This is a genomic window from Acinetobacter sp. AND/436, from assembly GCF_049546925.1.
GTDB lineage: Bacteria > Pseudomonadota > Gammaproteobacteria > Pseudomonadales > Moraxellaceae > Acinetobacter > Acinetobacter indicus.
Genome location: NZ_JBMXBO010000002.1, coordinates 125,476 through 139,100, shown reverse-complemented (window position 1 = coordinate 139,100; position 13,625 = coordinate 125,476). Strand labels below are relative to the sequence as shown.

Here is a 13,625-nt window from a genome sequence, read left to right as displayed (position 1 = left end):
TCAAGGGTCATTGATCTGATAATCGGGTTTTAGTCGGGTACCCAGATGCCATCCTGCATATGCAAAATGGTATCGGCCGATTTGGCCAGCTCTTCATCATGGGTCACAATTAGCATGGCCATATTAAACTCACGGCGCAGCTCGCGTAACAGCTCAAAAATCTTGATGGCGGTTTTACGGTCCAGGTTCCCGGTCGGTTCATCAGCCAGCATGACTGCCGGCTTGGTGACAATGGCACGCGCCAAGGCCACACGCTGACGTTCACCACCCGACAGTTCACCCGGTTTATGGGTCAATCGATGCGATAAGCCCACCCGATCCAGCAGATATTCGGCCTGCTGTTTGACTTCTTTAAAGTTGCTTTCCTTACGCAGCATCAAGGGCATTGCCACATTTTCCAGCGCACTAAATTCAGGTAGCAAATGGTGGAACTGATAAACAAAGCCCAGATATTGGTTACGCAAATAACCACGCTCAGCTTCGCCTAAATTGTCAAAGCGCTGGCCATTTAAATAAACCTCGCCCTGACTTGGACGATCAAGCCCGCCAAGGACGTGCAGCAAGGTACTTTTACCTGAACCACTGGCGCCGACAATCGACACAAATTGTCCCTGTTCGATTTTTAAATCGAGGCCGCGCAGTACATCTACTGTGGTTTTGCCGTCAGTAAAATGTTTAGTGACCTGTTTGGCTTCTAGTACAGTTTTATTCATAACGAAGCGCCTCTGCAGGTTGAATTTTCGCCGCGCGTAACGCCGGATAAATTGTGGCCAGGAAACTTAAAATTAAAGACAGGCTGACAATGACCACGACATCTTGCCATCTTAAATGCGATGGTAAGTAGTTAATGAAATAGGCATCAAACAGATTCAAGCCCAAAACATTGTTCAGCCAGGCAATAAAACCACTGATGCTGGAGGCAAAAATAATTCCAAGAATCGCGCCGGAGACTGTCCCGATCACGCCAATCACGGTCCCTTGCACCATAAAGATTCGGGTAATCGTGCCCGGAGATGCACCCAAGGTCCGTAAAATTGCGATATCGGCTTTTTTGTCAGTCACCACCATCACCAGAGATGAGACAATATTAAAGGCTGCGACCAGAACGATTAAGAACAGTAACAGGCTGACCATGGCCTTTTCCATCTGAATCGCACTGAACAGGTTACCATGGGTATAGGTCCAGTCTGAAGCATAGAAATTGGCTGGCAGTTCACTCACAATGTCGTTGGCAACGGTAGGTGCGGCAAAAATATCGTCCAGCTTCATGCGTACGCCTTGTGCGCCATCCGGCAGACGTAACAGAGTCGAAGCATCATTCAGGGCGATATAGCCCATCATCGAATCAACTTCGGCACCAATGCTGAAAATCCCCACAATGGTAAAACGTTTAAAACGTGGCACCACACCGGCCGGTGATGGCGTTGCTTCAGGCAAGACCAAAGTAATACTGTCATTTAAACTGAGGCCCAAGGCATCGGTCATTTGCTTGCCCAGCACAATCCCAAACTCGCCTTTTTTCAGGTTATCAATGCTGCCTTCCACCATATGCTGATGAATAATCGAAACTTTCTTCTCATATTCCGGCTCGATACCGGTCACCATAATGCCGGAAACCTGACCGTGTGCGGTCAACATCCCCTGTAATTGGGTAAACGGTGCAGCACCTGTAACATGCTCATGTTGCTCAACTTTTTTTGCAAGTTCAGGCCAATCTGTTAAAATCTGGGTAGATGAAACAGTCGCTTGCGGAATCATCCCCAAGACCCGGTTCTTCAATTCACGGTCAAATCCGTTCATCACAGATAACACTGTAATCAGAACAGCAACACCTAAAGTGAGACCGATCATTGAAACCAGAGCAATAAAAGAAATAAAGTGATTACTGCGCCGAGCGCGCGTATATCTCAACCCTATATATAGCGAGATTGGTTTAAACATACCATCTAGTCCGAGGTAATACATTATGGAAAATTTACAGCATCAAAACGCTCAAAATGAACGTCGCGTGATGTCACGTATCGATGCTGCGTTGAGAATCAACTATCAGCTTATTTCTGATCAAGTTGCTCTTAATGATCCTTACGATCCTAATTTTATGTTGCCGCGTTATTTTCTACTACTCGCTGAATTAGATCAATTTGATCATGCGCTTAACTACGAATTAGAACAATTATCTGAAAAAGATCAACAAATTGCTCGAATCTTATCCTTATTCAACCAAAAATTAAACCTGATTACCGGTTCTTTATACGATGCAATTGTACAAAGCATGTTACCTGTACCAGAACAGGTCAACTTTTCCGAAAGCGGTTTAAGCTTCTACAGCGAGCGTGAAATTGCCGATGGCAGCTATATTCACGTGACCTTAAGTCATCCGGAAAATTTCTTTCATATTGCTGCAACTGCCCAGGTGGTCTATAGCAATGCCGAAGATAATGGCCGCTATCGTACCGGGGCCTATTTTATTACTTTACACCCGCAAGACCGCAGCAAACTGGCCGAAGTCATCCAGCAGTGTCAATCTAAATAAGTTTCAGGATGTGCCTGTTTACGTGCCAACGCCCGGCTTGCACGTAAATCATGGAAGAAATATAAGAACAAGCCAAACAATAAGACCAAAGCTCCGATCAGCACTGTCAAGCTCAGGGCTTCCTGATTCAGAAATGCACCAATTAGCAGGGCCAGCATTGGGGTCATGACAGTGGTCAGTGACAATGTGGTCGCCTGAATATTCTGTACCAGCTTAAAATAACAGAACATGGCAATCAGTGAAGCCATCACCACCGTATACAGTAAAGAGAATAAAGCCTTGGTTTCCGGAATTTCAGTCGGTGCATAAGGCCAGATTATTGGCAACATCAAAATTGCCATCAAGGTTGAAATCAGGATTGAACCAGTGGCCTGTGCCACAGGTTCCACCTTGGCATTTACTTTTTTGACCCAGAAAATGGACATGGCATAAATCAGCACGCTCAGCAGCATCAGACCAATCCCGACCGGCTGTACATGCTGGTTTTCTCCGCCCAGACAGATAATACCCAGTCCCAGCACTGCAACCAGCATCCCGAACCATTGCAGTTTTTTCAGACGCTGCTGAAAGGCAAAACGCCCGATCAGGCCGGCAATAATCGGTGCCAGACCAAACATCAGTGCAATCATGCCTGAACTTAAATAGCTGGTGGCCAGATAGGTAAAAATCTGGGAACCAAACAGGCTGCAGGAACCGGCCACATAACTATGCAATGCCGTCTGATCAACCGGAAAACGCACTTTGAGCAGCAACAAAAAGATAAAGGCCAGCGGCAAGGCAATAAAAAAACGTAAAGCCAGCGCCCACAGCATATGCAGATCCGACACACTCCAGACAATCGCCAGCGGTGTCGAGGCCCAGATAAACACCAGCAGCATATAAGTCAGGGCAATATTATTTTTTGAGGGCATGTAATTCAGCTGGTTTTACGTTTTTGTTTTTGAATGGTCTGATCCAGACTGCTGGAAAATTCGCGTTTATCGCGCTCAGAAATTGGTGGTGGCCCACCGGTCTGTACGCCAGCGCCGCGTAGAGTATCCATAAAATCACGTAAATGCAGCCGCGCTTTAACATTGGCGGTGGTATAGATTTCACCACGCGGATGAATTGCAATACCACCCTTTTCAATCACCTGCGCTGCCAGTGGAATATCTTGAGTCACCACAATATCGTTGGCATGCATCCGCTCAACAATTTCCTGATCGGCCGCATCCGCCCCACTCATGACCTGCAAGGATTTAATTCGCACCGATGGGGTAATGCCCACATTCTGATTGGCCACAAAAATTACTTCGAGCTGATAGCGATCAGAAGCCCGGATAATCACATCTTTTAAAATTCTTGGTAAGGCATCGGCATCCACCCACAGCTTAAATGGCAGCACTTTCAATTCCGGCAATTTTGATGCCCCTAGTGTAGCAAAATTCACTCAACGCCGTGGTGGGAAATACAGGCTTTTTCACCAAGATGATGCTGGAGTAATAACACGCTGGATCAGCTGATTTTGCTTAAGCTGCTTGAGCTCATCCTTTGACTTTTCTCATCATTTCGGGCATTTTCAAAGGAGAAATCGGCACCCAGACTTGAAAAATTTAAAATACCCTCGATTAAATAGATTAAGGCCACTCGACATTCTCTTAACGTGCTTATGAAAAATCAGAACAGACCAGACATTATTACCATTGAAGATCAAAGTTTTGGCAGCCATGTAGAGCATTGGACGCTGCTCACCGATCAGCCGAATGTTGATGTTCCCAAATGGTTAGGTCAGGCACTGGATGCACCCATCATGCCAATGGGGCTATGCGCACAAGAATGTGATATGGATGACAGCACCTGGCTGATTCAGGGTCCGGTCAAACAGCCGATTCAACTGGCGCAGGTCATTGCCGTAGAGGCCAATCAGCCGAAAGCGGTTAAAACGGCCTTTCCATGTTTTGAAAGCCCGTATAAAACCCCGGTGACCATTGAACGGATTATTAGCTGCCCTTCCAATACCCAGGCGGTTCTGGGATTAAATCTGGGTGAAAACACCACGGTCTATGCCTTTGACAGTCTGTATAGCGTCAATCACCACCAGTACCAAAAAGACCAGACTTATATCGCGCATCTGAATGGTTGGGCTTACGAGCTGGAAGCCGTGGCAGAAGATGAGCAACTGATTGTTGATGATCCGGCCTCGATTAAACATCACCGTGCCTTAAATGATATTCTGGCGGCCAATAATGGTGTTGCCCCGGCCAATTTGCAGGAACAGATTGATGCCTGGGAGCCAAAATCTGAAGAAGATAAAGCCCCGGTGACCGTGAATTTCTCCAAAATGGTGGCCTATTTATATGGTGAAGTCTTAGGACAGGAAGATGAAGCCTGGTTCCAGGGCAATGTGGTCGGTAAAACCCAAGCGCAATTTATGAATCAGGATTACACCCTGTATGATGTCTGCCTGATTCATGAAGACAACCAGCCAGCCACTTTAATCCGTATTGCGACCAAAGAACCCAAGTTTGCTGATTTTGAAATTGGCCAGTTCATTCGCGGCAATATCTGGATTCAGGTCAGTATTTACGCGAAAAAACAATAATTTATATTTAAAGAAAGACCTGCTTCAATATGAGCTTTCAGCTTGAAGCAGGTCTTTTTTGTATCTTTTGAATTTATTTGATTATATTTTATCCACAGTTTTATTCTAAATAGCACTATTTTAAATTCAAAAATCACTTATTTATCCACAGTTTTAAATTTTAAAGCTTATTATTTAATCTCTATTGATTTTCATAGACTTAGATTAAATCTGTTTAAAAATTGAATATTGAATAAATCCGGTCAACAGAATGAAGAGATGATGTTCTGATTTTAAATCGGCTGAAAAGTTTATTAAGGAAAATGTATTTAGTACTTTATTTAACCAATTTTTTATGTTAATAATATGTGACAAATCGAAAGTATCAACGATAAATAGATCACTGGAATATAATATCTATGAAAATCGTGCAAGAAGAAAACTTACAATCTGTTGAACATCAAATGGGTCAGCGTTATCGTCTGGATAAAATGTCCTGCCTGTTTTTTGTTCTGGGCATGATGATTTCTGCCTACCTGCTGCATCAATTTATTTTTTAATCCGTATTCCATATCCCATAAAAAAGCCCATCCTGATGATGGGCTTTTTCGTATACGCTGGATTAGCCGTTGCGTTTGGCAAAGTCATCCATAAAGTTAACCAGTGCCTGAACACCTTCAAGTGGCACGGCATTATAAATGCTGGCACGCATACCACCAACTGAACGGTGACCAGCCAGATTCAACAGATGATTGGCTTCCGCTTCTTGCAGGAACTGTTTTTCCAGATCGGCATTGGCCAGCGTAAATGGTACGTTCATGATCGAACGGTTGGCTTCAACAATCGGGTTGGCGTAGAAATCGCTTGAATCGATATAACCATAAAGCAGTTTGGCTTTTTCAAGGTTGGTCTGATGCATGGCATCAACCCCACCATTTTCCAGTAACCATTCAAAAACCAGACCGGATAAATACCAGGCATAGGTCGATGGCGTATTCACCATTGAACCATTTTTTGCCTGATCTGAATATTTCAGGATGCTTGGAATTTCCGGCTTGGCCTGATCCAGTAAATCTTCACGGATAATCACCAGGGTTAAACCTGCCGGGCCAATATTTTTCTGTGCACCCGCATAAATTAAACCAAACTTGCTAACATCTAGCGGTGCAGACAGAATGCTAGATGAATAGTCACACACCAACGGCTTGTCGGTTTCAGGAATGCTGGCAAATTGCAGACCACCAATGGTTTCATTGTCGGCATAATGCACATAAGCTGCATCTGCAGATAAATCCCACTCGCTTTGCGCGCTAATCGCATGTTTACCATCAATCTGAATACCTGCGTTCACGACATGAATATCGCCATAACGCTGTGCTTCTTTTAATGCTTTTTCAGACCAGATACCGGTATGGATATAATCGGCCTTGTTATTTTTACCGAGCAGGTTTAATGGAATTGCCGAGAATTGTAAGGATGCCCCACCCTGCAAGAACAGTACTTTATAGTTCTCAGGAATGTTCATGAGTTTGCGTAAATCGGCTTCTGCTTTTTCTGCAACCGCAACATAATCTTTGCTACGATGGCTCATTTCCATGATCGAAAGGCCTTTGCCGTGCCAGTCCAGCATTTCTGCTTGAGCTTTTTCTAATACGGCAGTGGGTAATGCAGCAGGGCCAGCACAGAAGTTGTACGCGCGCATGATTTTTCCTTGTCAAGGTGAAACACAATAAAATAGGCATTTAACCACATCTTGCTCGGGCTTGCACAAAATTATTTCAATCTTGGCACGCAGATACAGTCGAAAAATCAATATAGATTCACAAGATAATTTGAAATTTTCCAGCAGATTGGAAACCTATCTCACTCTATATCTAGCCCAATGTGGATGACCTCTTTCTATTACTTAAATACATTTTGCACTGATCTTGAATATATATGCAGTAATACGCAGCGATCTGGTAAAGCTTAGTAAAATGTAGTGATTAAGAGTGCACTCACTCACCAAATACCTGAATATTCAAGTTGCGGATTTTACTGCTACCGCCCGGCTGGTCAAAGCTGACGTCATATTGCACCAGATTTTTCGGATATGCATATTCATAGCTAATCTTGTACTGACCCGGCTGATTACTACCGGTTTCAATACTTTTGGTCATCAGGGTACGCGATTTATATTCGCCTTTTGGAATCACCTTGGCAAAGCGTTTCATGACTTTCTGGTTGTCCTGAAAATGGCTTTTGAGTTCTGGTTCGAGATGATTCAGAAACTGCTCGAACTCGCCATCACGTAAATTGTCATAGGCCGCCTGTGCCACCTGCTCTTGCTGCGGACTCGGGTTTGGAATGGCGTCCATGGCTTTTTGACCCAGCTGATCACATCCGGCCAAAGCCAGAACACTCAAGCCCATCCATAATTTAAGCTGCATATTGGGTTATTCCTGTACGGTACTGTGTAAAAAAGGACGCCGAAGCGTCCTTTTCATGAGAAGAGAAATTATTCTTCAGCCGGTTTTTCATCCTGCTCAGCAGATGCTGCATCGGTCTCTAGCGTATCTAAAGCTGTATTTTCATCAGCTAAATCTTCAGAAAATTCATCTTCTTCCACGGCTTCAATCGCTTCTACACCCACCAGCGTTTCGTTTTCACCTAAACGGATTAAACGTACACCTTGCGCATTACGACCGGTTTCCGCCACTTCCGAAGCACGGGTACGTACCAGCGTACCGCCATCCGAAATCAGCATCAATTCTTTCGAAGCATCAATGGCCACCGCGCCGACCAGTTCACCGTTACGTTCAGAGGTCTTGATTGCAATTACACCCTTACCACCACGTTTTTTGGTCGGGAAGTCATCGACCGGAGTACGTTTACCATAACCATTGGCGGATGCACACAGCACTTCACCGGTTTCTGGTACCACGACCAGCGATACAATCCGGCTCACAAAATTGCTGTCGGTTGCATCATCTTCGCTATCGGCTGTATCGTCTTCGGCTTCTTCCGCTTGCGCTGCCCCAATGGTGACACGCATACCACGCACACCCTTGGCTGAACGGCCCATGGCACGAACATCAGTTTCAGCAAAACGGATCGCCTTACCTTCATTCGAGAACAGCATGATTTGCTGTTCGCCATCGGTAATCGCCACGCCAATCAGGGTGTCTTCTTCGTTCAGTTCAATGGCACGTAAACCGTTAGAACGCACATTGCTGAACTGCTCCAGCTCGACACGTTTAACCGTACCAGACGCTGTTGCCATAAACACATAGAAGTTTTTGCGCAGATTTTCAGCCTGCTCGGCAAATTCTGCAACAATTTCATCATCCAGGTCTGTGGCTGACAGCTCTAGGCCCAACTGTTTTAACTGAACACGTAAGGCATCCGACAGATCATCACCATCTGCCAGTTCTGCAAATGCGGCTTCAAGTTCGGCATAATGGCTATCAATTACTTGATTTTGCTGCAATTGTACTGAGTTAGCTTTCACAAAACTACGGAAATCGGCCAGACGCTCTTTGAATTTCTTCGGTGCATCAATTACTGGCAGAATCGCGGTAATGGTTTCATTGGCATCTAATGGCAACAGGTTGACCATTGGACGGCCTTTCGAACCACGTGAAGCTTGTGGCACTTCAAATACTTTCAGGCGATAGACCTTACCGACATCGGTAAAGCACAGTACGGTCGCGTGGTTCGAGGTGACAATCAGATGCTGGATATAATCATCTTCTTTCATGCTTGTGGCAGACTTACCACGACCACCACGGCGCTGAGCCTGATAATCGGACAATGGCTGAGTCTTGGCATAACCGGATTGTGAAACGGTTAACACCACCTGCTCTTCAGGAATTAAATCTTCACGCGAGAAGTCGATGCGGGATTCAACAATTTCAGTGCGACGTGCATCGCCATATTGCTGCAATACCAGCGCCAGCTCTTCACGAATCACCGCCATCAATAAATTAAAGTCATTTAAAATAGCAGTGTATTCAGCGATTTGCGCCAGAATTTCAGAATATTCTGCATGTAACTTGTCTTGTTCCAGACCGGTTAAGCGGTGTAAACGCAGTTCCAGAATCGCACCGACCTGCGCTGGAGAAAGACGATAAACATCTCCATCCAAACCAAATGGACGGCTTAAATCTTCACCTTCAATTTCATCCGGGCGAATAGACACGGAACCGGCTTTTTCCAGCAATGCCACCACACCACCAGCGGCCCATTCGCCAGCCTGTAAACGCTCACGCGCTTCGGCCGGGTTGGCAGAAGTTTTAATGGTTTCGATGATGGCATCAATATTCGCCAAAGCAACGGTCAGACCTTCCAAGATATGACCGCGTTCACGTGCTTTGCGCAGTTCATACATGGTACGGCGAGTCACCACTTCCTGGCGGTGACGGATAAACGCAGCAATGATGTCTTTCAGGTTCATCAGTTTTGGCTGACCGTTGTCGAGGCAGACCATATTGATACTGAACGAGTTTTCCAGCTGCGTATTCAGGAACAGGTTATTGACGATGACTTCGGCATTCTCACCACGTTTCAAGTCAATCGCAATTCGCATACCGTCTTTATCGGACTCGTCACGTAGCTCCGAGATTCCTTCCAGTTTTTTCTCTTTAACCAGTTCAGCAATACGCTCAATGGTTTTGGCCTTGTTGACCTGATACGGAATTTCAGTAAAGACAATGGTGGTACGACCGGATTTCTGGTCTTCTTCAAAATGATATTTACCACGGATATGCAAACGGCCTTTACCGGTACGGTAAGCATCGACAATACCCGATTTACCGTAAATGATGCCGCCTGTCGGGAAGTCTGGACCACTGATGTGTTCCATCAGGCCTTCAATGCTGATATTTGGATTATCGGCATAGGCCAGGCAGGCATTAATCACTTCGGTAAGGTTATGCGGTGCCATGTTGGTCGCCATACCGACGGCAATACCGGCAGAACCATTCACCAGCAGGTTTGGAATACGGGTTGGCAGAACGTCAGGAATACGCTCCGAGCCATCGTAGTTATCGACCCAATCTACGGTATCTTTTTCCAGATCGGCCAGGAGTTCATGGGCCAGCTTGGTCATACGTACTTCGGTATAACGCATTGCGGCCGCACTATCGCCATCAATCGAACCGAAGTTACCCTGACCATCCACCAGTTGATAACGCAGACTGAAGTCTTGCGCCATACGAACGATGGTTTCATAGACTGCAGAATCGCCGTGTGGATGGTATTTACCGATCACATCACCCACAACACGGGCAGACTTTTTGTAGGCTTTGTTGTAGTCATTGCCCAATTCGTGCATTGCATAAAGCACACGACGATGAACAGGTTTTAAACCATCTCGTACATCTGGCAATGCCCGTGACACAATCACGCTCATTGCATAATCGAGATATGAATGCTTGAGTTCATCCTCAATGGCAATCGGTCTAATTTCCGATACGCTCATGCATACTCCTTGTTATACAAGCAGATTTCTGCCCGCATTTTATATCGTAAATTTGGCAAAAAATTTAACTCAAAACTTGAGTTAAAAAACGAAAATTTAGCTGGGAATTATAGCATAAATAGTCCTATTTTTGTGCCATCCCGTTCATCTTAATCTCGTTAATTTTCTAATGTTTAATGATTAAATTTTAACTCATTTTCAAAAAACCGAATTTGTAGAACTTGATTCACTTTTTATCAGAATAATCCAGCCCCGGATTTTGCATTTCCCATTAAAAAAGCACGTTAACCTGCCCCAGATTAACGTGCTTGATCCCAGCAAAGCGATGTTTTAATTGGGCTGGTTGAGTACTTTCCGGTAAGTCATGACCGCAACCACCAGCAAAATAGGCAATAGCATCTCTACGCCTTCTTCAATGGTCATAATAATGACTTCGGTATGCTGCATCAGCTTGATATTAAAGTCTTCATTTAAAGTCGAGCTGGTACGGTCCAACAGCTTGCTCAAACCACCACACAATACCGTTAAGGCAATAAACAGGTAGGCAATATTCGGATTCGACTTAAATTGACGAATGACCTGCACAAAAATCTTGGCCAGATTAAAAAATACGAAAATAATTGCCAGCAGCAAGATAAAACCTAACAGCTTATCCATAAAAGGGATTTCTGCACTGCGATAAAAATTGGTTTTAATAAAGCTGTCATCGAACAGACGTTTATGAAAATCCATTTCCCTTAAGCCCAACAGCGCAGCGCCCAAAGCGGTAAAAATACGTGTCTTTAACTTCAGCTCTGTATTCAGCACACACAGTACAGCCAGCAAATACCAGAGCCAGGCACTAAAGGTCTCAAACGGTCCCGACTCGCTAAACAGGAATTGAGTCACTTGAACAGGTGCAAATAAGGCGGTATGAACACAGACACCAATATAAATGCCGATCAGCAGAAAACTGATGAATAAGATGTGAGCAGTTTTGGACAGGGACATTACAACGCGGGATAAAAAATGAAAGGCGAATTCTATCACTTTTCATTCAAATGAAACACAAATCTTTTATAAGGCACAGTCATCCTTATTTTCAGGCCTAAAAAACGCCCCTGAACAAAACAGCAAAGTAAAAACTTTTACTGCTTGCGCAAGAGCGTCTTTTTAACCGAAGTTCAGGAATTAGATTTTAGAAACCAATTCTGGAACTACAGTGTTCAAGTCACCTACTAACCAGTAGTCAGCTACTGCATTAATTGGTGCTTCTTCATCTTTGTTGATCGCAACGATCACTTTAGAATCTTTCATACCGGCCAAGTGCTGGATCGCACCTGAGATACCCACAGCGATGTACAGATCAGGGGCAACGATTTTACCTGTTTGACCAACCTGCATATCGTTTGGAACGAAGCCCGCGTCAACCGCTGCACGAGATGCACCTTGTGCTGCACCCAGTTTGTCTGCCAGTGGATCAAGTACTTTGTGATAGTTCTCACCTGAACCTACACCACGACCACCTGATACTACAATACGTGCAGCTGTTAATTCAGGACGTTCAGATTTCACGATTTCTTCGTTCACAAACTTAGAAATACCTGCATCGCCTGTAGATGCCGCAGCTTCAACCGCAGCTGAACCACCTTCCGCAGCAACCGCATCAAATGCTGTACCACGTACAGTACCGACAACAATTGCTTCTGAAGATTCAACAGTTGCAATCGCGTTACCGGCATAAATTGGACGCTTGAATGTATTTGGACTATCTACTGCAATAATGTCAGTAATCATGCTGACATCCAGCAATGCTGCAGCGCGAGGTAAAATGTTTTTACCTGTTGTTGTAGATGCTGCAAGGATATGGCTATAGCCTTTACCCAATTCAGCAACCAGTTTTGCGACATTTTCAGCCAACTGATTTGCATAGGCAGCATCATCAGCCAGTAATACTTTGCTCACGCCCGCAACTTTAGCTGCCTGATCAGCAACTGCTTGCGCGCCAGAACCAGCAACCAATACAGTGATATCACCACCGATTTTTTGAGCTGCAGCCACAACGTTTAACGTTGCACCATTTAGTGCTTTGTTGTCGTGCTCAGCGATAACTAAAATACTCATGATTTATATCCTTCTGTATTAGATCACTTTCGCTTCATTTTTTAATTTTTCAACAAGCTCATCTACAGACTTCACTTGTACGCCCGCTTTACGTTCAGCTGGTGACTCAACTTTTACAGTTTTCAGTTTAGTCCCGGCTGATACACCGTAATCTGCAGGAGACTTGGTATCCAGCGGTTTTTTACGCGCTTTCATAATGTTTGGAAGTGCCGCATAACGTGGCTCATTCAAACGCAAGTCAGTCGTGATGATTGCTGGCAGTGATAATTCAACAGTTTGTAAACCGCCATCGATTTCACGTGTCACTTGTACTTTATCGCCGTCTACTTTCACTTCAGAAGCGAATGTACCTTGACCTGCGCCCAGTAAAGCACCCAACATCTGACCCACCTGGTTTGAGTCATCATCGATTGCCTGTTTACCTAAAAGGATCAGTTGTGGCTGCTCTTGCTCAACAACACCTTTTAAAATTTTAGCCACTTCAAGTGCGCCAATTTCATCTGCAGTTTCAACTAAAATACCGCGGTCAGCACCAAGCGCCATAGCAGAACGGATTTGTTCCTGCGCTTCTTTAGGACCGATAGAAACAACAACGATTTCTGAAACTGTTCCTTTTTCTTTTAGACGAACCGCTTCTTCCACGGCGATTTCACAGAATGGGTTAATTGACATTTTAACGTTAGTAAGGTCAACCCCACTATTGTCCGGTTTAACGCGAACTTTAACGTTGGCATCAACCACACGTTTTACAGCAACAAGAGCCTTCATGTAATCCTCGGCTGTTTTAGTAAATGTAAAAGATGAGAAAAGTTAAGATAACTCTTCACTTAAATTTTTGTAGGTGTCTTATCTTGCAATGGGTTTGGCATTTCGGTCAAGTCTCAATTGCCCAAGAAGCTGTAAAAATGCGTAAAAATAGCTGAACGTTGCGTTCATACTTTTTTCATCCAGCTTAACCCAGCTATATT

At 44.6% G+C, this 13,625-nt stretch carries 13 protein-coding genes; 3 read left to right on the top strand and 10 right to left on the bottom strand.

The features are described from left to right. Nucleotides 1-29 precede the first annotated feature (29 nt). A complete protein-coding gene (gene lolD / locus ACPEPR_RS02440) occupies nt 30-713 on the bottom strand; it encodes a lipoprotein-releasing ABC transporter ATP-binding protein LolD (RefSeq protein ID WP_005176563.1) in 684 nt (227 codons plus the stop codon). Further along, a complete protein-coding gene (locus ACPEPR_RS02435; protein WP_005176562.1) occupies nt 706-1,941 on the bottom strand; it encodes a lipoprotein-releasing ABC transporter permease subunit in 1,236 nt (411 codons plus the stop codon). The genes lolD and ACPEPR_RS02435 overlap by 8 nt, the downstream gene beginning before the upstream one ends. Before the next feature lie 25 nt (nt 1,942-1,966). Here ACPEPR_RS02435 and ACPEPR_RS02430 point away from each other — a divergent pair, with 25 nt between their 5' ends. Continuing rightward, on the top strand, nt 1,967-2,533 hold the full coding sequence (locus ACPEPR_RS02430; RefSeq protein WP_005176561.1) for a PilZ domain-containing protein: 567 nt from the start codon (nt 1,967-1,969) through the stop codon (nt 2,531-2,533). Here ACPEPR_RS02430 and ACPEPR_RS02425 read toward each other — a convergent pair. Beyond that, nucleotides 2,521-3,444: a DMT family transporter gene (locus tag ACPEPR_RS02425; RefSeq protein WP_005176560.1), complete on the bottom strand. Its 924-nt coding sequence runs from the start codon at nt 3,442-3,444 to the stop codon at nt 2,521-2,523. The two genes, ACPEPR_RS02430 and ACPEPR_RS02425, sit on opposite strands and share 13 nt — an antisense overlap. Before the next feature lie 5 nt (nt 3,445-3,449). Then, entirely contained in the window at nt 3,450-3,917 is a 468-nt protein-coding gene (locus tag ACPEPR_RS02420) for a YaiI/YqxD family protein (RefSeq protein ID WP_423561912.1), read from the bottom strand. Between the two features lie 264 nt (nt 3,918-4,181). Between ACPEPR_RS02420 and ACPEPR_RS02415 the strand changes: the two genes are divergently transcribed. Beyond that, the gene (locus ACPEPR_RS02415; protein ID WP_075168247.1) at nt 4,182-5,114 is read left to right on the top strand and encodes a hypothetical protein; all 933 of its coding nucleotides are present in this window, start codon (nt 4,182-4,184) and stop codon (nt 5,112-5,114) included. Between the two features lie 398 nt (nt 5,115-5,512). Next, nucleotides 5,513-5,653, top strand: a complete 141-nt coding sequence (locus ACPEPR_RS02410; RefSeq protein ID WP_005176552.1) for a hypothetical protein — start codon at nt 5,513-5,515, stop codon at nt 5,651-5,653. A 62-nt stretch (nt 5,654-5,715) separates the two neighbouring features. Here ACPEPR_RS02410 and serC read toward each other — a convergent pair whose 3' ends face one another. The 6 genes from serC to ACPEPR_RS02380 all read right to left on the bottom strand — a co-directional run bounded on the left by serC (nt 5,716) and on the right by ACPEPR_RS02380 (nt 13,425). After that, entirely contained in the window at nt 5,716-6,795 is a 1,080-nt protein-coding gene (gene serC, locus ACPEPR_RS02405) for a 3-phosphoserine/phosphohydroxythreonine transaminase (protein WP_045795159.1), read from the bottom strand. A 295-nt stretch (nt 6,796-7,090) separates the two neighbouring features. Beyond that, complete coding sequence (locus ACPEPR_RS02400) at nt 7,091-7,522, bottom strand: DUF3887 domain-containing protein (protein ID WP_160241500.1); 432 nt, start codon at nt 7,520-7,522, stop codon at nt 7,091-7,093. Nucleotides 7,523-7,590: 68 nt separating this feature from the next. Continuing rightward, nucleotides 7,591-10,554 carry a DNA gyrase subunit A gene (gyrA, locus tag ACPEPR_RS02395; protein WP_423561873.1) on the bottom strand — a complete coding sequence of 988 codons (2,964 nt, stop codon included), beginning with the start codon at nt 10,552-10,554 and terminating at the stop codon, nt 7,591-7,593. Nucleotides 10,555-10,884: 330 nt separating this feature from the next. Beyond that, complete coding sequence (locus ACPEPR_RS02390; RefSeq protein ID WP_104470341.1) at nt 10,885-11,544, bottom strand: hypothetical protein; 660 nt, start codon at nt 11,542-11,544, stop codon at nt 10,885-10,887. Between the two features lie 180 nt (nt 11,545-11,724). Further along, nucleotides 11,725-12,657: an FAD-binding protein gene (locus tag ACPEPR_RS02385; protein ID WP_005176532.1), complete on the bottom strand. Its 933-nt coding sequence runs from the start codon at nt 12,655-12,657 to the stop codon at nt 11,725-11,727. An 18-nt stretch (nt 12,658-12,675) separates the two neighbouring features. Beyond that, a complete protein-coding gene (locus tag ACPEPR_RS02380; RefSeq protein ID WP_005176529.1) occupies nt 12,676-13,425 on the bottom strand; it encodes an electron transfer flavoprotein subunit beta/FixA family protein in 750 nt (249 codons plus the stop codon). Nucleotides 13,426-13,625 lie beyond the last annotated feature (200 nt).